The 26920-nt window shown below is 47.0% G+C and carries 20 protein-coding genes and 1 pseudogene; 17 read left to right on the forward strand and 4 right to left on the reverse strand.

The features are described 5' to 3' along the window. Positions 1 to 6 precede the first annotated feature (6 nt). The 3 genes from RCO25_RS05335 to RCO25_RS05345 all read left to right on the forward strand — a co-directional run bounded on the left by RCO25_RS05335 (position 7) and on the right by RCO25_RS05345 (position 4829). Positions 7 to 1356, forward strand: a complete 1350-nt coding sequence (locus RCO25_RS05335) for an ABC transporter substrate-binding protein (RefSeq protein WP_308995096.1) — start codon at positions 7 to 9, stop codon at positions 1354 to 1356. Between the two features lie 181 nt (positions 1357 to 1537). Then, complete coding sequence (locus tag RCO25_RS05340; RefSeq protein WP_308995097.1) at positions 1538 to 3247, forward strand: sensor histidine kinase; 1710 nt, start codon at positions 1538 to 1540, stop codon at positions 3245 to 3247. After that, on the forward strand, positions 3225 to 4829 hold the full coding sequence (locus RCO25_RS05345; protein WP_308995098.1) for a response regulator transcription factor: 1605 nt from the start codon (positions 3225 to 3227) through the stop codon (positions 4827 to 4829). The genes RCO25_RS05340 and RCO25_RS05345 overlap by 23 nt, the downstream gene beginning before the upstream one ends. Positions 4830 to 4840: 11 nt before the next feature. Here RCO25_RS05345 and RCO25_RS05350 read toward each other — a convergent pair whose 3' ends face one another. From RCO25_RS05350 to RCO25_RS05360, 3 genes and pseudogenes are all read right to left on the reverse strand, one after another. Further along, positions 4841 to 5302 carry a helix-turn-helix transcriptional regulator gene (locus tag RCO25_RS05350; protein WP_308995162.1) on the reverse strand — a complete coding sequence of 154 codons (462 nt, stop codon included), beginning with the start codon at positions 5300 to 5302 and terminating at the stop codon, positions 4841 to 4843. Continuing rightward, a pseudogene (locus tag RCO25_RS05355) lies at positions 5303 to 5596 on the reverse strand (AraC family ligand binding domain-containing protein); the annotation flags it as partial. Positions 5597 to 5607: 11 nt separating this feature from the next. Beyond that, complete coding sequence (locus RCO25_RS05360) at positions 5608 to 6270, reverse strand: sugar phosphate isomerase/epimerase family protein (protein WP_308995099.1); 663 nt, start codon at positions 6268 to 6270, stop codon at positions 5608 to 5610. A gap of 56 nt (positions 6271 to 6326) precedes the next feature. Here RCO25_RS05360 and RCO25_RS05365 point away from each other — a divergent pair, with 56 nt between their 5' ends. The 13 genes from RCO25_RS05365 to RCO25_RS05425 all read left to right on the forward strand — a co-directional run bounded on the left by RCO25_RS05365 (position 6327) and on the right by RCO25_RS05425 (position 23736). Further along, entirely contained in the window at positions 6327 to 7136 is an 810-nt protein-coding gene (locus tag RCO25_RS05365; protein ID WP_308995100.1) for a helix-turn-helix transcriptional regulator, read from the forward strand. A 95-nt stretch (positions 7137 to 7231) separates the two neighbouring features. After that, entirely contained in the window at positions 7232 to 7654 is a 423-nt protein-coding gene (locus RCO25_RS05370) for a VOC family protein (protein WP_308995163.1), read from the forward strand. A 636-nt stretch (positions 7655 to 8290) separates the two neighbouring features. Beyond that, positions 8291 to 10081: an extracellular solute-binding protein gene (locus RCO25_RS05375; RefSeq protein ID WP_308995101.1), complete on the forward strand. Its 1791-nt coding sequence runs from the start codon at positions 8291 to 8293 to the stop codon at positions 10079 to 10081. Positions 10082 to 10183: 102 nt separating this feature from the next. Continuing rightward, positions 10184 to 11080: an ABC transporter permease gene (locus tag RCO25_RS05380; protein WP_308995102.1), complete on the forward strand. Its 897-nt coding sequence runs from the start codon at positions 10184 to 10186 to the stop codon at positions 11078 to 11080. Positions 11081 to 11091: 11 nt separating this feature from the next. Continuing rightward, positions 11092 to 11970: a carbohydrate ABC transporter permease gene (locus tag RCO25_RS05385; RefSeq protein WP_308995103.1), complete on the forward strand. Its 879-nt coding sequence runs from the start codon at positions 11092 to 11094 to the stop codon at positions 11968 to 11970. A gap of 48 nt (positions 11971 to 12018) precedes the next feature. Further along, positions 12019 to 13800 (forward strand): sensor histidine kinase, encoded by a 1782-nt coding sequence (locus RCO25_RS05390; RefSeq protein WP_308995104.1) that lies wholly within the window; start codon positions 12019 to 12021, stop codon positions 13798 to 13800. Next, the gene (locus RCO25_RS05395) at positions 13775 to 15391 is read left to right on the forward strand and encodes a response regulator transcription factor (protein WP_308995105.1); all 1617 of its coding nucleotides are present in this window, start codon (positions 13775 to 13777) and stop codon (positions 15389 to 15391) included. Before RCO25_RS05390 ends, RCO25_RS05395 begins: the two co-directional genes overlap by 26 nt. Before the next feature lie 519 nt (positions 15392 to 15910). After that, complete coding sequence (locus tag RCO25_RS05400; protein WP_308995106.1) at positions 15911 to 16330, forward strand: Rrf2 family transcriptional regulator; 420 nt, start codon at positions 15911 to 15913, stop codon at positions 16328 to 16330. Positions 16331 to 16425: 95 nt separating this feature from the next. Beyond that, entirely contained in the window at positions 16426 to 17292 is an 867-nt protein-coding gene (locus tag RCO25_RS05405) for an SDR family oxidoreductase (protein WP_308995164.1), read from the forward strand. A gap of 526 nt (positions 17293 to 17818) precedes the next feature. Then, positions 17819 to 18037 (forward strand): hypothetical protein, encoded by a 219-nt coding sequence (locus RCO25_RS05410; RefSeq protein WP_308995165.1) that lies wholly within the window; start codon positions 17819 to 17821, stop codon positions 18035 to 18037. 169 nt (positions 18038 to 18206) lie between these two features. Then, positions 18207 to 20159, forward strand: a complete 1953-nt coding sequence (locus RCO25_RS05415) for a putative thiazole-containing bacteriocin maturation protein (protein WP_308995107.1) — start codon at positions 18207 to 18209, stop codon at positions 20157 to 20159. Then, on the forward strand, positions 20156 to 22099 hold the full coding sequence (locus RCO25_RS05420) for a TOMM precursor leader peptide-binding protein (RefSeq protein WP_308995108.1): 1944 nt from the start codon (positions 20156 to 20158) through the stop codon (positions 22097 to 22099). Before RCO25_RS05415 ends, RCO25_RS05420 begins: the two co-directional genes overlap by 4 nt. 59 nt (positions 22100 to 22158) lie before the next feature. After that, positions 22159 to 23736 (forward strand): SagB family peptide dehydrogenase, encoded by a 1578-nt coding sequence (locus tag RCO25_RS05425; protein WP_308995109.1) that lies wholly within the window; start codon positions 22159 to 22161, stop codon positions 23734 to 23736. 90 nt (positions 23737 to 23826) lie between these two features. On the opposite strand, the gene RCO25_RS05430 is transcribed toward RCO25_RS05425, so the two are convergent. Continuing rightward, positions 23827 to 24363 carry a hypothetical protein gene (locus tag RCO25_RS05430; RefSeq protein ID WP_308995110.1) on the reverse strand — a complete coding sequence of 179 codons (537 nt, stop codon included), beginning with the start codon at positions 24361 to 24363 and terminating at the stop codon, positions 23827 to 23829. 253 nt (positions 24364 to 24616) lie between these two features. Here RCO25_RS05430 and RCO25_RS05435 point away from each other — a divergent pair, with 253 nt between their 5' ends. Next, on the forward strand, positions 24617 to 26896 hold the full coding sequence (locus tag RCO25_RS05435) for an AraC family transcriptional regulator (protein WP_308995111.1): 2280 nt from the start codon (positions 24617 to 24619) through the stop codon (positions 26894 to 26896). Positions 26897 to 26920: the final 24 nt, after the last annotated feature.

Consider the following 26920-nt stretch of genomic DNA (forward strand, 5'->3'; position numbering starts at 1 on the left):
AAAAAGATGAAGAAAACGAAGAAACATTGGGCTTTTATTCTTACTTCAATTGCATTAATTGTAGGTTTGCTCAGCGGTTGCGCTGGAGGCGGTACTCAGAATGGGGAGCAGTCAGCTCCCGAAAATAACGCTAATCAGGTCACATTGAAACTTCACTTCTGGTACAATGAAGATCAGGACAATTGGAAAACGGTCTACAGCGAGTTCCAAAAAAAATATCCGAACATTAAGATCGAAGCAGTAACCGCTGGAGACAACAATGCGAATGAATATCTGAAAAGGCTTGATCTTGCCTCCGCATCCGGCGATCAGATTGATATCATGATGTTCTCCAATGCAACCTATTACTCTCAGCGTGTTACGGCCAATATGCTGGAGCCGCTGAACGATTACATCGCAAAAGACGGCTTTAAGATGGAAGACGAATACTACATGGATACGACCTATGGCGATACCGTCTACGGTTTGCCCGCCAAGAAAAATATTTACTTTGTAATGATGAACAAAAATCATTTGGACGAAGCCGGGCTATCGGTTCCTAAAGATTGGACCTGGGACGAATTCCTTGATTACTCGAAGAAGCTGACCAAAGGCGAGGGAGCAAGCAAAAGGTATGGAACTTACTTTCATACGTTCTCCCAATACTATCACATGGCTTTGAGCAATCAGCCGGATGATTACTTCCTTGTTAAGCCCGACGGCAAAACACTAAATATTGATAGTCCGCTAGTCAGACGTTCGCTCGAAATCCGCCAGCAAGCGGAAATGGTGGACAAGTCGGCAACGCCGTATTCGGAAACGATGAGCCAAAAGCTGAATTACAGACCACAATATTTCAATGAAAAAACAAGTATGATTCTTACGGGCGATTTCATGATTCCTGAAGCCGGCGGATCTGATAAAGTACCGGCTAACTTTCCGACTGTATTCGCGCCTTATCCTAAAGTAAACAAAACGGATCCGATATCAACCATTACTGCTGGAGATATCATGGCTGTATCCTCGAAATCGAAGCATAAGCAGGAAGCCTATGATTTCGTACGGTGGTATACAACTGAAGGAATTCAGCTCCAAGGAAAATATATGCCGGCGTGGAAGAAAGCAGATTTAAACAAAGTTATTGATACTTTGATTGCTTCTTCGAAAACACCGGATATGATCGACAAAGAAACTTTAATGTACACAATGACTAATAGCATCTCGCAAAAATACAACATTCCACTACCATTTAACGAAGAACTCGAAGTTGCTTTCAAGAAAGATGTTGAAAAATTCTTGCTTGGAGAAGCAGATATGGACGCCACAATTAATTCAGCGGTTCAAAAAGCGCAAGAAATTATAGAGAATAGCAAATAAACTTAAAATCAACGGTCTTTTCAGATAAACTGAACAGACCGTTGATTTTCCATTTGCATGGCATCTCCACCAAGAAAGCGGTGCATTAATCATGAAATGGTTTCGTGGTCTAAGATCTTCATTTCGTAAACAAATTATTTTTACAGCCTTTCTCTGTTTAGTGATTCCTGTCGGGGGCATTATGTTGAATACGAGTTTCTTTACTGTTAATTTAATCGAAGAACGAGCCGTTCACACAGCTTCCGAGTCGTTACAGGTTACCGAAGCGCATATTTCAAATGTTATGGACAACTTGATAAGGATTACGAATAACATTCAATTCGATGTGGAAATGGGATCGATCTTAAGATCTCCCGTATCGGAAGGCTTTAAAGCTTTCGAAATGCAGAAGAAAGTGGAGGAGAAGCTCAGTTCATTCACGTCAGATCATTTCGGAATATATATTACGATCCTTCTCCCCAATGATAGATACTATACGGACTACAGTTACTATGAATACGATCCTTTACGCTTTAAGGATGAGGCCTGGTTTTCGAATCTTCAAATGAAGGATTCCTCCGATACCTATTGGGTTGGAGTACAGCCGACCTATATACAATCCGAAAGCAATCGTTATCCTTATATGATCACGATTGCACGCACATTGCGCGATAGCTCTTTGAAACCTTATGCCTATGTTATTGTTAGCGTCCATGAATTACAGCTTCGTTCCATCATAGAACAATATAGCGATAGTCAAAATATTATGCTGCTTTCTGAAGATGGCACTATCCTATCAGCTAGGGATCACATAGGCGAGAAATATCCTCAATTCGGAGAATGGAATCAATCAGGCGAAGTAACTGTTCGGAAGGTCGGCGAAGAGAAACAGATTGGGGTCATGAAGAATCTCCCTTTTGCCGGATGGAAGCTGATCAGTCTTACTCCCTACAAGAATGTTACCACTCAAGTTAATACGATCTTTAAATCAAATTTTTTGCTCCAAATCGGTTTTGTTATTTTGTTTTTATTGATTCTCATTTATTTATTGCGCCAATTTACGAAGCCCATTGTCCTGCTAGTCAAGATCGCAACGAATATTGAAGCGGGTAATTTGTCCATTCGATCTAACATCAGTGGACCGGATGAATTCGTGAAGCTGGGACGATCATTTGACACGATGCTGGACAGCATTGAGTTGATGATAAAACAGATTACTTATGAGCAGGAATTGAAAAGAAGAGCGGAATTAGCTATGCTGCAGGCCCAGATAAATCCGCACTTTTTATTTAATATATTGAACGCTGTCCGTATGCGAATCATTCTGAGGGGAGATCGTGATAATGCCAATATTATCAGTTCATTGTCGCGTTTACTTCGTCAAACGATCAATGGTGACCTCGAGTTCATCACCCTTAAGGAAGAAGTAGATCTTGTAGAAGATTATATGAAATTAATGCTTTTCACCTCCAAGAATCCGTTTCAATACGAGATTGAATTAAGCTCTGAATCGTTGCTCGAGTCCGTTCCGCGGTTTATCCTGCAGCCCATTATTGAGAATTCTTTAATCCATGCTTTGAAACAGAGCAAAGGAAAGATCAGTATCCATGCCTGGAAAATGCAAGAGAAGCTTGTGATAGTCATTCAGGACGATGGGATCGGGATGACCGCAAGTGAATTAGAGATTTTGCGAAACAAACTTAAATCGGGTGTTGAAAGTGGCAATGTTCGAGCAAAAACCCGCAATGGCATGTCCGGCATCGGTTTAATCAATGTATACGAGCGGTTGAAATTGGTATATGGACAAAGGTTTCTAATGGAATTAGAGAGCGAGCCGGGAAAGGGAACTTTAGTTAAATTAGTTATACGTGAAGGAGAAGATAAGAGACATGTGGAAGGTTATGCTGGTTGATGATAGTTATCCCGTACTTGAGTTCTTATCACAACTCATTCCTTGGGATTCGTTGGATATGCATGTGATAGGTCAACATCAAAACGGATTGGAAGCGCTGGAGCATTGCAAGCTCGATATGCCTCATCTTCTGATTACGGATATAGGGATGCCAGTGATGAACGGTTTGGAGCTGATCAAGGCTGTTAAAGATATCGATCACCGAGTGCGGGTTATTATTTTGTCATGTCAAGACGATTTCCAATATGCCCAAAAAGCCATCAAGCTAAGCGTAGATGAGTACGTGTTGAAAGAATCGATGGAGCCTGAAACGATGATCGAATTGATGGAAAACGTGCACTTGCAAATGAAACAAGAAAACAAGGAACGGTCGAGTCAAGAACAGTTACAGATCTTGATGGACCGAAATCATTCGTCATTAAAGGCAAGCTTTATTCGTTCGACTATATGGAATCCTCTGGGCGATCCTAAACGATGGCTTGCTGAAGCGCAGGGGTTTGGAATTGATCTGGACAAGCACAGCTATTTGCCTGTACTTTGTTACGCTAATCATTTCCGTGAAATGAAACAACGGTTTCAAACGAAAGAGTTGTTCACTTATGTTCTTGAAGGCGGTTTATATGAATTAATTGATGCAAAGGTGCGTGGAGTGACCTTTCAATATTCAGTCAATGAAATCATTTTGCTCGTTCCTTTGCAAGCATACCTTGGGGGTAAAGCAGTCGATGAGGTCGCTCCTCATCTGCGCGCCGTGCAAGGGGAATTTAAAGCCAATTTAAAAATGAACCTGTCCTTCATGATTTCGAGACCAGCTCACTCCCCTCAAGAAATCAAATATAATGTGAAGGAATTAACGGAGAGTAAGGATTTGCGTTTTTATGCTGCGGGGGGAACTATTTATAATTGGTCAGCGTTTCGAGACTCTAATGATGATATCTATAAGAATTATTCAAAAGCATTGGATGAATTCAAACAACTTATTGCAGAATGCGAGACCGATCGGGTACAGGGGATATTAGACGGCTGGGAGCAATGGATCAGATCTCACTATTTTAAAGTGGAAGAAGTCCGGGGCTGGGTGATTAAACTTTTGTCCGATATCGACCTGAAGTATCGTTCGCAGCAGCATTTTGAATATGTTTATTCTACAGAAGCGCTTCATAACACTCTCCTCGAACTAGAATCATTGGAAGAGTTGTTTATTTATGTGCAGCATTTTATTATTGAAAAAATCGATTACGTCGCCAAAACACAACACGAAAGTCAAAGAAAAGAAGTCATTGAAGCTAAACGTTATGTGAGAACTCATTTGTCACAGAAAATCACGATGGAAGAGGTTGCTCGCATGCTTCATCTTAACGGAAGCCACTTCAGCCGTATCTTCAAGATGGAAACAGGAGAGACCTTTATCGAATTCGTCACGCGGGCCAAGATGGAACAGGCACAGGAGTATTTGATACATTCCGAAAAAAGTGTAGAACAGATTGCCGAAATGGTTGGATATGAGAATACAAGCTATTTCATAAAATTGTTTAAATCATCCTTGGGAATGCCGCCGGTTGAATATCGAAGGCTGAAGTAGTCATTATATCTTCAGACTATGTGCTTCGACTTCTTGTACTGTTCCGGCGTAACGCTGGTCTGCTTCTTGAATACGCGGCTAAAATGGGCTACATGCTTGAATCCGACCTGAAAGCAAACTTCTGTGACTGTCAGCTTTTTTTGCATCAGGAACAGAATTTTCGCTTGATTGATACGACGCCTGTACAAAAAATCGAATATGGTGATACCGGTTACTTCTTTAAACAATTTGGACAAATAAAATTTACTCATGTGCAGATGTTCCTGAAGCTGCTCTAGGTGGATGTCCTCCGTATAGTTGTTCTCCAGATATGAAATGATGCTTTGCACCGTCATCGCCTTTTGTGATGGAAGCTCTCCACGATCTTTAAGCGGTTTTTGGCAGTATTCGTAAATGAGGTGCAGCAGATCGACAAACGCCAGTCGAAACCGGTTATATCCGATAGGATCTTTCCGATCAAACCGTTCGTGCATGCGTAGCAGTATTTCTTCGAATTCTTTTTTCTCTTGGCCCAGTAAGCCAATCCGGTAATTATTCAACTCCTGAAACGGCTGCAAAATATTTAATGAGTAGAGCGGTTCCATAAATCCGTGTAACTCGGTAGGTTCAAAATGAATGATCGAGCGAACATACTCGACTTCGGGATCGATATTCGCGCAATGCAGCGTCATACCGTTCAACAGGATAAGATCACCCGGTACCAGCTCGTAAATTTTATCGCCAATTAAATAATTGCACTTTCCTCTATGGAAATAATATAATTCGTAGAAATCGTGAGTTAAGCCTCTGCGCCAAGCTCTATCAAATTATTGAAGCTTTTTGCCAAGCTTTCAAAAGGATCGCGTCCGTAACAATTGTCTTGTTCAACGGGCGCCCATTCTATTCCAAGACTTTTACAGGCCTCTAATATAGGAGGATAATTCATGTTCCCTACGCCGACTTCGGCAAAGCGGCGCTCTCTGTCACTAGTTACTGCATAATCCTTTAAGTGCACGAGTGTCATGCGCCCTTTAAGCTTGTGAAGCCATTCTATAGGATCCGCCCCGCCTGCTTGAACCCAAAATAGGTCGATTAAGAAGTCTACAGCATCCGGGTCCATCTCCTCCATGAGGATTTCCATTCCGGTTTTTCCATTAAATTTCGCGAACTCGAATTCATGGTTATGGTAAAAAAATCGCAGCCCTGCCTGGTTTAACTTTCTCCCAATTTCCGTCGCTTCTTTGGCAAAAGTCAAATAGCCTTCCTTGCTGTTGCGGTATTCTAGTGGCATAGCACCTAATCCCACGTATTTGCAGTCCCAAATCTTATGCTTTTCAATGACAGCATCCAGCTGCCAGTTAAGTCCGCGAATGGAATATGGGTCGCACAGATCGTCAACTGCTCCCAGTTGACACATCATCACGGTGTTTTCAATTATCATATAAAGAGTTAAAATGATCATAAAGATTAGGGGTAACATCGTGCATATTTTGAATCCACGGGGAAGCGGGAAATAACATGCAAGTATATCTTACTTTGCAACCACCTACATTACAAAGCGAGTTGCTAGATTCCAATTATCAATATCGGGAGTTTTTACCAAGTAAGGGTCTGGAACCTTATGTTGCTTGTTATTGGACTGTTGACTCCTATGCTTCTGATAACAATAAATTGCATCGCATCATACCTGATGGATGCGTAGATATTATTTTTGACCTAAGAGCTCTTTCCCTTTCCAAAGGAGCCATTGTGGCGGGATTGATGACCACATTTGAAACAATAAACCTTACAACAAACTACTCCTTATTTGGTATCCGTTTCTTTTCGGATAAAGTACGCCAATTTTTAAGATATCCTGTCTCCGAGTTGACGGGATATAATGTGTTTCTTGAAGACATATGGGGAAGAGAAGCAGAGTTAATTGTGGACGAAGTTCAATCAGCCAATGGAGTATCAGAAATGATGGAAAGGGTTGAATTAAAACTATTAAAAGTCTTACTTAACAATGAGACACAGTCCGATCAACTGCTACAATCGAGTATGCATTACATGATCGCTAGTCAAGGAATGATTTCCATTCGTAATCTGGCGGAAAAACTCAGTTATAGTGAAAGAAATGTAAGAAGAACCTTTCAGAAGGAACTGGGAGTTAGCCCCAAAGAACTTTTAGGCATCATTCGATTTCAGTGTCTCTTACAGGAGCTGAATAAGGGTACTCTGTCACATTTCACTGATATTGCTGTAAAATACGGATACTACGATCAACCGCACTTTATTCACAATTTCAAACGCTTTTATGGATTGACACCTAATCAAGTTTTTAATTAAACATGTCCGTTTTTTACAATTAAAAAGGACTAAAATAGGAGATGATATTCATCAAGCGTATAAAATAAACAATTCATGGAGGACAAATTTTAATGATGAAACCACGTATTACTGTACTCACGTTGGGAGTAGATGATTTGGAAAGATCATTGACTTTCTATCGTGACGGATTGGGGTTGCCGACACAAGGTATAATTGGCAGAGAATTCGAACATGGAGCGGTTGCCTTTTTCGACTTGCAAGCAGGTTTAAAGCTTGCCATCTGGAATCGCCAGGATCTAGCCCATGAGGCAAAGGTTCCTCTGAAATCACCGAGTTCTACCGAAATTACGATTGGTCATAATGTCGGCAGTAAAGAAGAAGTGGATAAGATTATGGAACATGCCCAAAAGGCAGGTGCAATTATAACGGACCCCGCACATGATGCCTTTTGGGGAGGATATTCTGGCCACTTTCTAGATCCAGATGGTCATTTATGGGAAGTAGTCTGGAATCCGGAGTGGGAGATCGAGGATTGAGCCGATACTTGATTCGACATACTTAGCGGGCAGTTCCCTTGAGAGAACCCTTTAAACAATTCATCTCTATGTTGATTTGAGGCACTGAAACTAACCAACGCGGGAGTACGAGCTGGCTGGTTGCGCTACCCAAAAGAATTGAATACCAGAATCAGATTTATCACGAGGGATTAGTTCAGTCTGGGAGAGTGCTTGTATGGTATGCAAGCGGTCGTCGGTTCGATCCCCAATAGTCTCCACCATACCTACATTAAACCAAAACGGCAGAGATACCGTTTTTTTGTTTTAACTATTATTTACATACTCGGCTCATGTGGAGTGTGTAGTGTCATTACATCGCATTAACAGATACGGGGACACCTAAATCGTCAATATCGAACACAAGCCTAACCCTTATCGATAAGAGGGTTAGGCTTTTTTTTGTTGTAACGAGTTTGCTTCGGTTATCAGGATTCTGATCGTTTCATTCAGATTTCCAAGCATGATCGAACGGTTGCCTAGTCGGACTTAATAGAGATAGAGGTAGGTATAAATGTACGTTTTGCGATATCAAGTTAAAAATCGATTATATACGCAATCCTGCCATGTACATATAATTTGAAGTGTACTAACCAATGTACAGAAAAGGGGTAAACTATGAGTCGATATTCGAAGGTTGCAAGGTTATTAACGCTTTCGATTGCAATTGGACTACTAACGACATTAGCCGCTTGTACGAACAGTAACAATCAAAACTCGGCAAGTCCGTCAAACTCAGCTAATAGTCCATCTGCATCGGACGCCGGTAATGCGGCAGAGTCGTCGAAAGGATGGAATCAGAAGTTCGACCCTCCGGTTACAATTACGACTGCTATCGTAGATGATGGCACTTCGAGGGGTAACGCGTTCAAGCCAGGCGAGTCCATGGAAGACAACGTGAATCTCCGTTGGATGAAAGAGAATATAGGGATCAACGTGAAATTCGATTTTATTGTAACAAAACCTGAAGATTACGATACGAAACTTCGCCTCCTGCTTTCCAGCGGCGGCAAGTTGCCTGATGCATTCGCAGCAGGTGGCGATCCGTTGCAAAGCTTGCTCGCGGCCAATAAATTGATGCCTCTAGACGAAGCCATCGAGAAATACGCACATCCCGAGTATAAGAAGATGTTGGAGACGTATAGTTACGCACTGGGCGAAGTCAAGAAAGACGGCAAGATTTACGGTTTGCCAGCTTTCTTCATGGGTGACGAAGGAACTGTGATGTGGATTCGCAAAGACTGGCTTGACAATCTGGGTCTGGAGCCACCAGCAACGTTGGACGAATTCGAAAACGTTCTCAAGCAATTCACAGAGAACGACCCCGATAAAAACGGACAGAACGATACGATCGGTTTGGCCGTGCCGCTTAAAGAAGGGCCTTGGACATGGATGGGTCAGACAGACGCGATCGTAGGCGCGCTCACCGATCAAATGATCAATACTTACGACGTGCGCTTGTTCTGGAACAAGGGTACAGACGGCAAGTTGAGCTTCGGCGCGATCCATCCGGACGCCAAACTGTATTTGCAAAAGATGAGGGATTGGATGAGCACAGGCTACATGGATAAAGAAGCCGGAATCAAGGATCCTGCGAAAGCCTCCGAATTGGTAGCCAGCGGTAAGGCCGGCATAATGTTCGGGCCGTTCTGGATGGGTGATTGGCCGCTCGGAGACGCCACCAAGAACAATCCGGAAGCCGATTTCCAGCCGTATCCGCTCCCAGCCGGTCCGGACGGAGAGGCGAGACGCGCGGAGAAGCCATTGGCCCAGGGCTTCACGGTATTCAACAAAGACTTCGAAAATATCGAAGCCTGGTTCGCGTACTTTAACAAAATATTCGCGAAGAAATTGGAGATGGAAGGTGATCCGTACTTCGATCCGCGTTGGAAAGACGGATTCTACGAAGGGTACGATTACGTGAAATTGGACGACAAAATCATCAAGAGCAACTACGAAGCCGCAGGTGTCCCGGCAGACCAATGGCCGCTGAAAGACGGCGCCACTATAGATATGAGATTCATGATGACGAATATTCTCGGCAACTATACGAGTATTCCGCACTCCAACGTTGCAGCGGTCAAGAAGTTTTTGTCCGATCCGAACGCCGAGCCCTTAACGTCGATGGAAATCGACGTCAAGCAAATGAAGAAGAGGCAGCTTGACGCCGCGGGCGTTCGGATTAACCAAAACATCACCGAAGGCAAAAACTATTTTACCGGTCCGATGACGCCGACGATGAAATCCAAAGGCGAATTGCTGAAGAAACTCGCTACAGAAAGCTATCTCAAAATCATTTACGGAGAAAAACCGATCGAGCACTTCGACGAATTCGTAAAACAATGGCTGGATAACGGCGGCCAGAAGATTACGGACGAAGTCAACGAATGGTACGCGAAAAACCAGTAATGATCGCTGATTGCAATTGAAGTAATAATAAATTGAAGACGGAGGAGAGGGCAGCCTTGGCTCGCTCCTCCTCTATTTTTCAGATGATAGGAAGTGTGCGTAATGGCAGCGTATTGGCGAAAAACTTGGCCGTTTCATGTGCTATTGTTGCCGGCTTTAGCATTGTGCATCGTGTTTTCATATATTCCTTTGTTCGGGGCAGTCATTGCCTTCCAAGACTATGAGCCATGGCTTGGGATCAAAAATTCGCCTTGGGTAGGCTTAGATCATTTCAGGTACCTGTTCACGTATCCGGACGGCAAGCAGGTCATTTGGAATACGTTAATCATTTCCGGGTTCAAATTGTTCGTGAACTTAATTATCCCGGTCGTTTTCGCTCTGTTGCTCAATGAAGTCCGTAAGACGTATTTTAAGAGAGTCGTGCAGACGCTTGTCTATTTGCCTCACTTTTTGTCGTGGGTGATTCTGGGCGGCATATTGATCGATATTCTGTCAACAGAGGGCGGAATCGTCAATCGTATTCTGAATTCATTCGACATCCCGAGCATCTTTTTCTTAGGTGACGGCGAGTGGTTCCGGTTTACGGTCGTTCTAAGCGACGTTTGGAAAGAATTCGGGTTTTCCGCGATTATATTTCTGGCAACGCTGGTGGGAATCAATCCGGCTTTGTACGAAGCAGCCGAAATCGACGGGGCTTCCCGTTGGCAGCAAGTCATATCGATCTCCGTTCCTCTTATCATGCCGATCATCATCGTTGTAGCGACGTTGTCGCTCGGTCGGATTCTGGATGCCGGATTCGATCAAATTCTAAATTTATATAACCCTTTGGTATATTCGCATGGAGATATCATCGATACGTTTGTCTATCGGGAAGGATTGAACAACGGACAGTTCAGCTTCGGAACGGCTGTCGGACTCTTCAAATCGGCGATCGGTTTCATCTTGATCGTGATCAGTTACAGAATGGCTTTTAAGTTAGCTAATTACCGGATATTTTAAGGAGGACGACCATGCGCTATCGCTCTAGAGGGTACACCGTATTTACATTATCAAACACGATCTTACTTACATTGCTATCGCTGATTTGCATTCTTCCTCTCCTTCACGTACTTGCATTGTCTTTCAGCTCACGGGCTGCGGCAACAGCGAATATCGTCAACTTCTGGCCGGTCGGCTTTACGACGGATGCCTATGTGAAGACGCTCGGCAACGCGAATTTCATCCGATCTTTGTGGATCGGAGTAGAGCGAACCGTGTTAGGCACGGTGTTGTCGATGGTCGTCGTTACGATGGCAGCCTACAGTTTATCGAAAACCAATTACAAATTTCAGGGGCGTCAAATTTACATTTGGATTTTCGTCTTTACGATGTTGTTCTCGGGCGGGCTGATTCCCTCTTATATATTAGTAAGCAAGCTGCACTTGATCGATACAATATGGGCATTGGTAGTGCCTTCGGCCGTCAGCGTATGGAATATGATTTTGATGCTCAATTTCTTCCGGACGATTCCGCAGGATTTGGAAGAGGCCGCTCATATCGATGGAGCCGGACATCTGAGAGTGCTTTGGAGTGTTTATTTACCCGTATCGATGCCGTCCATTGCGACGTTGTCTTTGTTTACGATGGTGTTCCATTGGAATTCATGGTTTGACGGCGTGATCTATATGTCTAATCCGGATGGGTATCCTCTTGCTACTTATTTGCATTCCATGATTGTGAGTGACAATTTATCAAGGGTTGGTGTAACATTGGAAAGCATAGAGAATTTTTCTAATCGCACCGTCAAATCAGCACAAATTTTTATCGGGGCATTGCCTATTTTGCTTGTCTATCCATTCTTGCAAAAGTATTTCGTTAAAGGAATCGTACTTGGTTCGGTAAAGTCCTAGAGGGATTTCGACCGGCATCCAAAATAGGATTGAATCGGGTGAGCTTGATTGTTTAAAATCAGACGCGGAACGGCCGGAAAAATGAATATTTTCACGAAAGTCATGATCGTGATCGTCCTGATGCTTATCCCGATTATCGTCATGTATGATTCTTCGAATAAGACCAGCACGGAAGTTGTCGAACAAGAGCTTCTTCAGATCAACTTAAATCGGATCCGATTTTTCGTAGAGCAGATGGACGTCGAGGCGAATCGGTTATGGAGAGCCGCCTTCGTCGTCGCGACCGACCCGGATGCGCTGCAGCTGCAGCTTCGGCCTTCCTCCGAACCCGACTATTCCCTATTGGCATCGAAGAGACTTCTGCTGCAGAAGTTGGATATGCAGTCGACCTCCTTCGAATGGGTGAACGATTTTACCGTATATTCTCCGCAATCGGATGTCGTCGTTTCTACGAATTTGAAGCAAAATTACGATGCGGATTACTTCAGGAATGCGAGCCAGGAACGTTGGGATTATCGCGTAATCGTGACGGACCGGGGACCGGAGAAAGCGTTCGTACGAGATTTGATTACGCCTTTCGAGCAGCTTTCCAAACAGAGAGATCCGAACTTGTATGTCGAAGTCACGTTCACTTCGAATAATCTTATGAAAATGCTCGAAAGGTTTATGCAAGGCAGTGTCGGACAGCCGTTCCTCTACCATCCGGACTTTGAACCGATCATGCCGCGGGATCTCGATCCCGAGCTGATTGGCGCCATGACGGAGCAATTCGATATCATCAAAGCGCAGAACCCGACCGAAGGGGCTGTCAAAATCACCTTTCGGAATGAACCGTATCTTGTCAATTACGTTACCTCAACCTCTCTGGGATGGTATTTGGTCGATTTCCAGCCGATGAAAAAGGTGCTTGCGCCCATCAATCACAGCAAGCGGATGTTTTATGCCGCGGGATTGCTGTTGCTGCTGATGGGCATCGCCTCCGCGGGATTGCTGTACCGCAACGTGCAGAAACCGATAAACGATCTGATCCGGGCGGTGAGATCGCTCCGGCGGGGCGCGTACGATCATCGGATCAAGCGCGGACCCCACAATGAGTTCCATTATTTGATCGAGCAGTTTAACCTGATGTCCGAAGATATTCAGACGCTGATCGATAAGGTGTACACGGAACAGCTTCACGCCAAAGAATCCTCACTCAAGCACTTGCAAGCGCAGATCAACCCGCACTTTCTGTATAATAACTTCGCCTTTATTCAAAGCATGGCGCAGCTGGAACGGACGAAAGTGATCGTCGCTTTCACGCAGCACTTGAGCCAATACTACCGTTATACGACCCGGACGGAACAACAATTGACTTCATTGGCCGAAGAAATGGAATTGATTCGCAATTACTTGGAAATCCATCGGATGCAGTCCGAGCGCCTGCATTTTCATGAACATATTGAAGAAGGAATGATGTCTATTCTTATGCCAAGGCTGCTGTTTCAGCCGCTGGTCGAGAATGCGATCGTACACGGTATGGAAGGAAAGGCAGGGAAGTTCGAAGTCGTCATAACGGGCAGCATGTCCGAGGATGGTTGGGAACTCATCATAGAAGATAATGGTGTCGGAATGCATCAAGATGATATAGAATCTTTAAGGAACTCCTTGTCATTGCAGGCGAGCGGGGATAATAGCCTTGGGCTGCGAAACGTTCATCAGCGTCTAAGGCATTACTACGGACAATCCTCAGGGCTTTTGATCGAACATTCATCTCTAGGTGGGCTGCGCGTGGGGTTGATGATTAAGGACGGAGGTGATTCCGATGTTGGAAGTTCTGATCGTAGATGATATCCCCTCTCAAGTTGACAGCTTCGCTGCTACGATTCCGAAGGACGAACTTGGTATTGGCCGTATACATAAAGCCTACTCCGGTAAGGAAGCTTTAGAGCTCTATCAGGAACAAAACATTCACATCGTCATTACAGATATCCGGATGCCGGAGATGAGCGGAATCGAGCTGATTCGGGAAATCCGCGAGATGGGGCGTAAAGTCAAAATTATCGTTATTTCGGGGTATGCAGATTTCGAATATGCGAAAAGCGTAGTCCCGTATAATATATCCGGCTACTTGATGAAACCGGTTAACCCGGATCAGATGCGGGAGACGCTAGGTAAATTAGCCGAAGAAATCGCTTGCGAAATGAAGCTGCAGCAACAGCAACAACGCGACGTATACGCATTTCGGGAAAATTTGCCCGCTCTGCAGGGCGAGCTGCTGAATCGTCTGCTGTACGGTAACGACATCCCGGGCGCGGAGTTGGAACGAAAGCTTTTCCTGTTAAACTTGCCATTCTCCCTGCAGCAGAAAGTAGGTTTGTTCATCGTTCGGCTGGAGGGCAGGCTTCAAGAATACGAAAAAGTGGATAAAGAGCTTATCGAATACGCGGTTATGAATATGGCGGAGGAATTGTTTCAGGACGCCTTTCATTTGTGGTTCTGCCGCGATCATAACGAATACCTCGTCTTTATCGTTTCGGCCAAAGAGAGAACCGACGAGAACGGGCAGACCATTCAGAACGCGATGGACGTCCGGGCGGCAGCGCTAAAGAAAAAGGCGGAATCCCTCTTGAGCGGCCACGTTTCCATCGTACTGGCCGAAAACTGGAGGTACTTTCCCGAAGGCGTTCCTGTAATGTATCGATCGGTAATCGATGGAATGAGGGGGATTGAAGAGACGCGGCAAGGCGCATTTTTGCGGATCGCGGGAAATCTCGCTCGGGTTCGGATCGGAACGCTGACGTCGCTGTATCGACCTCCCCTCCTGATTCATTTGCTCGATACGGGGAACTGGATACTTGCAGAGGAAAAGCTAATCGAAATATTCGCTGAACTGAAAAGTGTGAACCATCCTCCCGAGCATGCCAATGAAGCCTATTTCGCCATTGCCAACGCCTATCAGTATATAGCGCACAAGAAAGGAAAGTTACTTAGTGAGTTCGGCTCGTCCTCCTTCGGGCTCATGCCGGCCGCTCCTTCGCTTAAGCAGTTAGAGAAGTGGGCATTCTTCATGCTCCGAAGTCTTAGAGAGCAATCGGAAGACTCTTCCGAGAAGCAGTCATGTTTAGCCGACAAGGTCCATAAATTCATCATGGAGAACATGAACGACAAATTATCGCTGCAGACGATCGCGGCGCACATCGGTCTTCATCCCGCCTACTTGTCGAGAGCGTATCGTGCAGAAACGGGAAACAATCTGAGCGATTATATCCTTCGATATCGGATGGAATTGGCTTTGGATTTGCTGCGCAGCAGCGACAAAAAAATTTACGAGATTGCCCAAATCATCGGTTATCAGGCAGTGCCGCATTTTATTAAGCTGTTTAAGGCCTTTACGTACATGACCCCGCAAGAATTTCGCGATCGAACGGGGTTGTCCTAAGGACTGCCACAGTTGCAGCCTTGGGTGAAGATACATTATAAAGTGCAGTGTAGTCCAACAATAATAAGTCCATTGTAGCGTACTCAAAAGTGCATTGTAGTGCACTCAATAGTGTATTATCGCTCACTCAACCACCTAGCCATCCTGTTGGTGCAGCAGCGCTGCACCAACACTTTAAGTAAGGAGCTACATTGCAGAAAGTACAACAGAAACCTAACATGGATACTCAACTGCTGAGCTACATTGCAAAAAATACAACAGTTTCCGCCTATAACACAGCTTCTGAGCGGGAAATGATCCTTACTGCTGTACAAAGTACACTGTAGCTGAGCAAAAGCACATTTGGGTGAAGATACATTGTATAAAGTGCATTGTAGCTCACTCAATGTGCAATGCAGCTCACTCAAATCAGTTTAAACCTTTATTTTCTTAAGGCATTAACTTCCCCGCCCCCCCCGGGTTACGGGTTGACATTCAATCAAGTAGTAACTACAATGGTTACAACGGTGGTGATGCTAAGTGAAGCAGATTAGTAGCAGATTTTCCATTGCTGTCCACATCCTTTCTTTAATCGCCGTTAGCAGCTCCAAAGATTGTACCGGCGATTACATTGCAGGCAGCGTGAATACGAATCCCGTAATCATCCGCAGAATTATGGGGATGCTCAAGAAAGCGGGTTTGGTGGACGTTCGTCCCGGAGTGGGGGGCGCTTCGTTGCTGAAGGATAGGGATCAGATCACGCTTCTGGACATTTACCGCGCAGTGGAAGTCATCGAGGATGGTCAACTGTTTAATTTTCACGATGAACCGAATCACAAGTGTCCGGTTGGCCGGAACATTGAAGCAGCTCTTCGCACGGAAATGAAGGAAGCCCAAGCCGCGATGGAACAAAGGCTGGCTCAAGTGAACTTAAGTCAATTGGCAGATCATTTTGTGTAATAAAAAGCTCATAGAGCTTTTTTTATACCATCGTTGTAACCAAAGTCATTATAACGATGGATGAATAATAGATTACTGAAAATGGAGGAATTATGATGAAAATTTTGGTGACAGGTGTAACAGGGAAATTGGGATCGATTGTAATAGAGACGTTATTGGAAACCGTTCCGGCCGACAATCTGGCCGTCAGCGTTCGCAACCCGGAGAAAGCGGAAAGCCTTCGTGCCCGCGGCGTGGACGTGCGGCATGGGGATTTTGACCAACCGGAAACGCTAGACAAAGCGTTCGCAGGTATTGACCGCCTCTTGATCGTGTCCACGGACGGCGACAACGAAACGCGGATTCGCCAGCATACCGCTGCCATAACAGCAGCTCAGCGCGCTAATGTCGGTTTCATTGCTTATACCAGCTTAGGAAATGCAAGCGAGAACCCGATTTTTCTCGCGCCGGTGCATCGTGCCACTGAGGAAGCCATTAAAAACACGGGGATTCCTTATTCGTTCCTGCGCAACAACTGGTACCTGGAGAACGAGATCAGCAGCATTCAAGCTGTCCTCGGAGGAGCGCCTTGGTTGACTTCGGCTGGATCAGGCAAGGTAGGTTGGGCGACCCGTCGCGATTATGCACAGGCAGCTGCAGCGGTTCTGGCTGGCGAAGGCCACGAGAATTCCGTTTATGAGCTGTCCGGCAAGCCTGCTACACAAGAAGAGTTGGCTTCGATACTTTCAGGCGTCTTAGGCCGGGAAGTTCCCGTTCAACAAGTGGATGACGCCACTTATGCCAGCATCATGAGCAGTGCTGGCGTACCTGAACCGGTTATTCCGATTCTGGTTGGCATTCAGAGCGCGATTCGAGAGGGAGCATTGGAAGTCGAGAGCAATGATTTTCAAACGCTGCTAGGGCGTCCGGCCACTCCGATCGAAGAGGGCCTCCGTCAAATTGTAAACGAAATCCAATCTTAATTAACTGCGTGAATCAAACAAATGAGGTTGTACCCAGAAGGTCTAGTATGACCGGAAGGATAACCTCTTTTTAAAATATAAGAAAGTATAAATTTTAACGTTATACTATGCTTATATTTCATCGCGAAACGAGCTTTTGCCGCAAGGACGGCGTCAGCCGTTTACGCTTGTGTGAGTATAGAAAGTCTGGAGAACTGTAATAGTAGCTCAATATGTAAAGTAATGAAGCGTGGAGAGAGGCTGTCTTCAAGGTATGACCTTGGAGGCAGCCTCTTTGTCTGTATTCTTATAGACGTAGTAATTTTGCTTATAGGCGGATGCAGCAGTAACACTAGCGGAGGTAATTTCATACGTATATGTCATGAACGATCAACGGCATAGGCCAGTTCCTGACGCTCTAATAGTAAATATCCGATAAAGACAAAGCCGTTGAAAAAATCATGAGCACATAACGGAGGCTACAGCGATGGATGAGTTTAAAAACGATCTTCAAAATTTGAATATTGACCCTTACAAATCAAGCGGAATGACGCCAAACGCCGGTCAAGGCCAAGTTGATCCTAACAATGCACGGCTTTGCATCGGATTTTGCATCGGATTTTGTATCGGTTTTTGTTCCTGCGGAGGCTGTGCCGGGTGCGGCAACTGCTTCAGGTGCGGCAACTGCTTCAGGTGCGGAGGGTGTGCGCGCTGCGGAGGCTGCGCTCGCTGCGCTCAATGTGCGGGCTGTGCGCGCTGCCGCTAATGCAGCATAAATAATCAAGCGAATAGTCTATCCTAAGCGCCCCTGTAAGCGATTCAGCTGACAGGGGCTTTTTTTCTGCAATAAGAATTGGCATGACGGACAAATAGCTATACATACCTTTAAATAGTTACAACGTTTTGTGTGAATTCACGATAAGGAGGAATGGCATTTGGATCCTTCTATGCGGCTTAAAGTAAGGGGGGACACTTTTTTTCTCCCGAGCTCTGACGGCAGCGTCTATTTTCGGAACAATATCGGATCGTTTCGTATGGAAGGCAGCACCATCGGTCAATGGATTGAAAAACTAATGCCGGTATTTAACGGTGAGCATTCGATGCATGAATTGACGGATGGGTTGCCGGACCAATACCAAAGGCATGTCTATGAAATCGCGGAAGTGCTGCATGCGAATGGTTATGTCAGGGATGTAAGCAGGGACCTGCCGCATCAGCTGCAAGAAAGCGTACTGAAGAAATATGCATCTCAGATCGAATTTTTGGACAGCTTTGAAGGCTCGGGAGCATACCGGTTTCAGCTCTATCGACAGTCAACCGTACTGGCCATCGGATCTGGCTCTTTTTTTGTTTCGCTAGTGAAATGTTTATTGGAGTCCGGTTTGCCTCGCATTCAAATGCGGATTACGAATCCGGAAACGACGAATCGCAAGCGGATTTTGGAGCTGGCAGAGCATGCCCGCAGATTGGACCAAGAGGTTAAGGTGGATGAGATTGCTTTTCCGCCAAACGGAAACGTGGATTGGCGAACGGCTGTGCAGCCGTTTGATGCGGTATTGTTCGTATCGGATGAAGGCGGCGAGCCGGAGCTGCGGGTGCTGCAACAGATTTGCAAGGAAGAGAATAAGGTGCTGCTACCGGCGATGATGCTGAAGCAAGCGGGAATTGCAGGGCCTCTCATCCACCCGGATTCGGAGGGAGGCTGGGAATCCGCAAGGCGCAGGCTCCATCGCCAGGCGATTGACAAAGATCCGCGGCATCACGTTGTCTCTGCCACGGCAGAAGCGATGCTTGCGAATGTCATCGTCTTCGAATGGCTCAAAACGGCAACCGAAGTTGCGTCATCAGCGCTAAAAAATAAACTGTTCCTGCTTGATTTGGAGACGCTGGAAGGGAATTGGCATCCGATTCTCCCCCACCCGCTTGCGAGCGGTCATCCTTCGATCAGCCGAATTGAACAATTGGAATTACTGCTAGAAAGAGAGCCGGAAGAAAAGGCCCAATCATTATTAATTGAAAATTTCAGCCGATTAACATCAAGCGAAACCGGTATTTTTCACGTATGGGAGGAAGGGGAATTGCGGCAGCTTCCGCTGTCCCAGTGCCGTGTGCAGCCGGCTGACCCGCTGACGGATGGACCTGCCGACTTGCTGCCGGAAATCATCTGCAATGGCATCAATCATGAAGAAGCGCGTAGAGAAGCTGGGCTTGCCGGCATTGAAGCCTATGTGTCGAGAATGGGCTATCGGCTTATACGTCCAGCGAAAGAGGGGAAAGAAGGCTCTGACACCGCTCTCCATAGCGAATTCGTGGGCGTTGGAGCGGGGGAGTCGATCGCGGAAAGCATTTGCCGCGGATTGCAAAAATGCTTGACGGCAGCTCTTGTACGGAAGCTTGAAGCACAAGAGCCATCGGTCCGTTTAGCACAGCTTGTCCAAAATGATGATGAGCGCAGCCGCTTTTATTTGAGTGCGCTAACGACCATGCAGGGTGAGCCGGCGATCGGTTTCGGCGAGGAAACATTCGGATTCCCGGTCGCATGGGTTCGCGCAAACGGCTGCTGGTATGGCGCGGTCGGCTTTAACAAAACGAAGGCGCTGCGTGGCGCATTGCAGCATGCTTTGCTAGAAGTCCAAAATGGTGCTGCATGCGCGACGGCGAATGCGATCAGCAGGTCTTCTGTAAATGTGACAAAAGGGTCTGCGCAGAACGTAGCCATTCCGTCAAGTGAACCAATCAAACATCGCGAGACTTTGCAATCCGCTCTTGATCGATTAAAACGCAGCCGCAAGCGACTAATTGTGTTTGATTTTACTGCCGAGGCATTTTTGAAAGAAGAGCTGGCTGGCGCGTTCGGCGTGCTGCTTCGGGAGGAGGATGAAACGTGAGTGCAATTTTGGCCGTTATAGGGGAGGGTCAGCTCGCAGATTTCGTATGCGGCGAATTAGCCGAAGACCATCAGCTGGTAAGGCAAAAGGATTTTTCAACCGAAGTGCCGGAGACCACTGAGCTTGCACTTGTTTTACATGACGGTTATAACCCTTCAGACCATCAGCTCGCGGAAGAGGTGTTTCAACGCTCCGGAGTGTCTTGGCTGCGCGGATTTGTTTCATTCGGGGAGGGCGTAATCGGGCCGTTGGTCGTTCCGGGGACGGCGGGATGCTCCGGCTGCGCCGATCTCCGGCGCTTAATGGCGGGAAATGACCGCAAGGAAATGTGGGAAATCCAGGAGCAGCACTACATGCACGGAGGGACTTTGCCCGATATCTGGTCATCGTCTAATGGGCTTTTGCACATGGCTCACGTTATTGCAGCCGAGGTTCGAAGAGTGCTTGCAGGATTCGCTGCGCAAACGGAAAATCGGTTAATGTTAATCCATCTGCAAACGCTGAACAGCTCGCTCCATTTCTTCTTGCCTGACCCGCTTTGTCCAATTTGCGGGCAAGTCACTAAAGATTCTGCGGAAGCATCGCGGATCCTTTTGCAGCCAAGCCCAAAAGTGAGCGAAAACAGCTACCGCAGCCGTTCGATGACGGAACTGAAAGGACTACTCGCAGATGATTATCTGGACGCTCGGACAGGATTTTTGAACGGGAGAATGATCGACCTCTTGTCCCCATTCGCCGATGCGAGCATAAATTTGCCTTTGTTCTCGGGAGATGAGGGCTGCGCTGGGCGTACGCACTCCTATGCGGACAGCGTGATGACCGCCATTTTGGAAGGGTTGGAAAGATATTGCGGCATGTCGCCGCGCGGGAAGCAAACGGCAGTCCATGACAGCTATCGCAATTTGAAGGACCAGGCGCTAAATCCCGTTCTGGTTGGCGTACATGAGAAGGAGATGTATGAGCGGCCCGACTTCCCTTTCCGCCCGTTTGATCCCGCCAGGCCAATCGATTGGGTGTGGGGGTACTCGTTTTTACAGGAGCGGCCGATTCTTGTGCCTGAGCTGCTCGCCTATTATAGCTCAGGCTGCGGACACGGGTTCGTTTACGAAACTTCGAACGGCTGTGCATTAGGAGGCAGTCTGGAGGAAGCTATATTTTACGGCATTATGGAAGTGGTAGAACGCGATTCGTTCCTTATGACCTGGTATGCGCAGCTGGAGCTTTCACCCTTGGACCCTTATTCGGCCGGCGATCTCGAATTGAACCTAATGATTGAGCGTTTGCGCGAGGTTGCCATGTATGACGTTTATTTATACAACTCTACGATGGAGCATGGCATTCCAAGCGTTTGGGCGATCGCCAAAAACAGGGCGGATAAGGGCGTTAATCTGATTTGCGCGGCAGGTGCCCATCCGGATCCGGTACGCGCTGCCAAAGGCGCAATCCACGAGCTATCGGGCATGATGCTGTCGTTGAACGAGAAATTGGAGGAGAATCGGGAGCAGTACGAGCAAATGCTGCATGATCCGTTTCTCGTCCGGCAGATGGATGATCATTCCATGCTGTACAGCTTGAAGCAGTCGGAGGAACGGCTGCACTTTTTGCTCCAAAACGGCCGTCCTTGCCGCAATTTCGAGGAGGCGTTTAAGCCAAAGGCCAAGCATGCGGATTTAACCGATGATTTAAAAGACGTCCTTCACGCGTTACGCGAGTTAAGCCTGGATGTGATCGTAGTGGACCAGACCACGCCTGAGACGCTGCGCAACGGACTACATTGCGTGAAGGTGCTGATTCCGGGCATGCTGCCCATGACGTTCGGACAACATCTGGTTCGGTTGACAGGCTTGGAGCGAGTACTGCGGGTTCCTGCGGAGCTTGGATATGCGAAGAAGCCGCTCTCGCCAGATCAGCTTAATGCTTACCCGCATCCGTTCCCATAAGCATGATTGGACGATTCAATGCGGCGTTTCCCTATGCAAGCCTTTTGGGAGGAGAAGGGATGAGTCTGAAGGCATTTCTGCACCAATTGCAATTCGACCCGGATAAGGTGAAATCAAAAGATTGGGAGACCGATTGGGAAGACGCGCCGCTCCCGTATAAGCTTTACCGGGGCTTGCCGTCTTTTCCGCTCTGCTCCGAGGTTCCGCTCACGCTGGTAGGAGAGCGTGAAATGGCGAAGCCGAAGCTTCGGGAGCTTGGCCATTTTCTATGGTATACGTTCGGCCTTACGCAGCTTAGCCAATCCGTTTACGGCCCGGATGCGGGAGACGATTGGGGAAGCTCGCTACAGCTTTGCAGACGCTTTGTGCCATCAGGCGGCGGGCTGTATCCAAGCGAGCTTTATTTGTATTTGAAGCTGGAGGAGCTGCCTTATGGCGTTTACCATTATGATGTGGCGCATCATCGATTGATTTTACTCCGCGAAGGCTTATTTGACGATTACTTGAGCAAGGCGCTGGGGAACCGATGCGACCTATCCGCAGCTTTCGGCGTTGCTTTCGTGTCGACGATGTTTTGGAAAAATTACTTTAAATATAATTATTTTTGTTATCGCCTGCAGGGGATGGACGCCGGTCTATTAATGGGGCAGCTGCTGGAAACGGCAAAAAGGTTCGGCTTTGAGGCGGGCGTGTGCTTCCAATTTCTCGATCGTGCCATTAATCGCCTGCTTGGGTTATCCGAGCATGAAGAAAGCGCCTATGCGGTCATTCCGCTTTCGAATGAACCGGGGATTAATTGGTTTTCCAACGAGAAGAAGGAAGATGCCGTTGCGGCGGCCGATTTGTGCGAGGAGCTTGCGGTGCTGCAGCATGAGCACTATATGCGCTCACGGAGAGTGTTGGAATTTCCGATGCTCTTGAAGCTGAACGAAGCTTCAATGCTGGATAGTTCCGATTCATTTCATCCTATCGGAATAGAAAAGCAGGACACTGATAATAGCGCTGCGTATAAGCTGCCGAGTGTAAATAGGCTGTCTTATGATTTGGCGTCGGTGCTTCAAGAGAGATACTCGCCGGAAAATGAATTCATTTTGCTGCAGGTTAGCCAATCTAATCTCGCTGCTTTATTGAATGAGGCTCTATTATCCTTTAAATATCGAAACGATTTGGACGGTAATCAGAATGGTCCAGCGTCCCGCATAGCCTTGTATGGCTCCTTTTACGGGGTTGAAGGCATCGCGAATGGCGCTTATCGTTATGATGGCTCGGCGCATGCCTTGCAGCTGCTTCGTGAGGGAGACCATAGGGGCTGGCTTCAGTACGGGATGTCGCTGGACAACGTAAATTTGCATCAAGTGCCGCTCTGCTTCCATATTGCTGGCGATTTGAATTACCACCATGCGAAGCTCGGTTACCGCGGCTACCGGATCCAGCAAATGGAGGCAGGGATGCTTGTCCACCGGTTACTGCTTGCGGCAACCGCTTCCCGTTTGGGAGGACGTCCGCTGCTCGGTTTCGATGCAAACGTAAGCGATGAACTCTATGGCATGGTTTCCCGCGGACTAACGAGCCTGATTCAAATTCCAGTCGGTCACTGCCGGAGCCGCTCTCGGCTTGAGGGGAGCTTGGCGCATTAGCGGTCAAGTCAAAACGGACAGATGGAATGTCGATGACATTCCATCTGTCCGTTTTGGTTTCTGCGTATTGTTAATGGGAGAGCTGCCCGCTTATCTTGGCTGGCCTTTTTGGTCTTTGTCAGCCGGGTAACAGACGACAGGGTAGCAAATAGGATGATGCATATAATGCATGTGATGCATATGATGCGGATGAACATAGGGATGAAACGATTCATGATGATAATCGATCGATGTAAATTCCCATCCTTCATGGGGATGATGGTGATCACCATGCATATGGGGATCCCATGACCCTTGCATTGCAGGATGGAAGTCATGCATGGGATGGTAATGATCCATCGGGTGGAAGTCATGCATGTGATGATAATCGTGCATGTGGTGGAAGTCATGCATGTGATGATAATCGTGCATATGATGATGGTCGTGCATATGGTGGAAGTCGTCCATGTAATGGAAATCTTCCATGTGACTCAGATCCACGCAGCAATGGCAATGGGTTTTCGGAGCATTTTCGCTCTTGGCCGGTTTATTTATTTCAGCCTGATTAGGACTCGTGAGATTTTGCTGGTAATACTCCGGCATGGCAGCCGTTGCCGTTTGTTGCACAAATGGCCGATTAGGTATCATGGTGTGCCTCCTTTTTATCATACTTTACAATATGCCTAAATCGATAAAAGGGCACTTATCCCTATAAATTGGGCTCAAGCATCAAGCTTATATTCCATTCTTTATGACTGTAATTCTGATCGAGATCCGTTAAGAATCGTCATAGAGTGCACAAACTGTACATTGAGGTTCAAATTGTACATATGAAGCCCCCATCTGGTTCGTGTTATGATAGAAAATGTACAAAAAGAAAAACGATGTAGGGGGATTCGAATTGAATTGGGGAAGGGGAAACTTCACACGAAGTGTGGCGTTTCGGTGGATCGTGTCGTACGCCGTGATCTTATGCATACCCGTTATTCTTAGTGTAATCATTTATGGCCAGACCAGGGGAATCGTGAAATACGAGATCGAACGGGCGAGCAGCGCCATGCTGCAGCAAGTGAGATATATCGTGGACGGGGAGCTGCTTCAGACGGAGAGCCTGGCCGCGCAGCTAGCCATTCATCCGGATGTCCGGAGATTGCTGACTGCGCCTTCAGAAGAGAGCGCTTACAATATTTACGGAATGAAACAAGAACTGAATAAATTGTTATCCACGAACGATTTTATTAAGGAAATATACCTTTATTCGAAGCCACTGCAGTCGGTACTCTCGAATGAAACCTATCTTAAGGAAAGGATCTTTTACGAGATTAAGCATCAGACGCAAAATTTCACTTATGAGGACTGGCTTAAGTTGATAAACCGGTTTCAGTCGGGGGAGTATGTGCTGCTTCCGGTCGAGAACCAAGGGAGGATCGAAAATACGCCCTCCTACATTCGGTCGCTGCCGATGAAATCGGCTGCCGATCCGGAGGGCACGCTTATCATGCCGCTCAATGTCGAGAAGATGAGGACTATGCTCGAAACCATTGATTGGGTGGAGCAAGGCCAAGTGTTCATTATGGATTCGAATGACCAAATTCTGTTTCAGAACGCCAAAGAAACGACGATTGAGACTTCGTCGTACCAGGAATGGAACAACCGCGGGACGGGCACCTTTACCGGCACGTTCCAAGGCATCGAGTCGATGATTACGATCGAATCGTCCGATACGACGGGGTGGAAGTACATCAGCGTGTTTCCGACCGACGTCTTTTGGGAGCGTGCCGGGGCCATTCGGACGATGAACCTATTCGGGCTGCTGCTTTGCTTTGCGATCGGCGGCGCGGTTATTTATTATTTTGCCCGTAAAAACTACGATCCGGTCAAGCAGTTGGTCAGCGTCTTTTCCCGGAGTCCGCTGCAGGGAAAAGGAACAGACTTGGATGAATATACGTTCATCCGGAGAAGTGTGCTCGAGACCATTCGTGAACGGGATGACATGAACAATAAACATGTTCAGCAGCTTCGGGTGTTGCAGGATTATTACCTGGGAAGGCTGTTGAAGGGTCAGGCGGATCGGAACATCCCGTTAACGGAGCTGGCGAAGACTCACAATTTGACTTGGACAAGCGATCGTTTCGCTGTGCTGTTGTTTTACATCGACAACGACGAGGGAGGAACAAAGGATCTGGCCTTGTCGCAGTTTATTGTGTCCAATATCGTAGCGGATTCAATTGTCGACCGCTTAACGATTCATTTTACGGATATGGACGGGATGCTGGCGGCGGTCGTGAATGTCGATCCGGATCGCGCGGAGCATTGGAAGGACGATATAGAGGACAAATTAGCTCAAGCTTACGATTTCATCACGGCTAGATACAAGCTTCGCTTCACGACGGTGGGAAGTGAGCTGCAAACCGGCTTGGACGGCATTCATCAAGCATTCCTTCAAGCCTTGGAAGCCCAAGAATATAGGATGGTGCTTGGGGAAGGCATGCTAATCTGGTACGGGGACATCAAACCGAACGAGGGCAGTTATTTCTTCACCGTTAACGACCAGATGATTCTGATCAATTTCCTGAAGGCCGACGAGTTCGAGAAAGCGAAGGACATGATCGACAACGTCATCCAGCAAGCGTTCCAGCGGGATATGTCGCATGAAATCGCAAAGTGCGTCCTGCTTGACGTAGCGACGACACTGATCAAGACGATTCCCGATCAGGAGCAGGCCGGCATCGCATGGGATGAATGGCGTCCGCTCAAGAGACTGCTGTCATGCTCCACGAAGCTGGAATTCCAACAAGAGCTTCTCGTCATTTTCGATCGGGTATGCGGCGTGCTCCGCAGCAAGCAGAACGTTCAGACGAGTGCCGGTATCGGGGAGAAAGTGATGGCGTTCGTGCAGGAGAACTACAGCGACAAAGATTTAAGCGTGTCGCTGATCGGCGACCGCTTCCGGTTGACTCCGCAGTACGTATCCCGCTTGTTCCGCGAACAGACGGGGCAGGTGGGGCTGCACGACTATATTAGCCAGACCCGCATAGAAGCCGCCAAGGCGCTGCTGCTGGAAGGGGCCGGTATCGAGGAGACGGCGACCCGGGTCGGATTCGCCAGCAGTCATGCGTTTATTCGCGTATTCAAGAAATACGAAGGCATCACGCCCGGTAAATTCAAGACGATCCAATGACGGGCCAAGAATCGGAACGTCGCT

This window comes from Paenibacillus sp. LHD-38 (assembly GCF_031157315.1).
Classification (GTDB): Bacteria; Bacillota; Bacilli; order Paenibacillales; family Paenibacillaceae; genus Pristimantibacillus.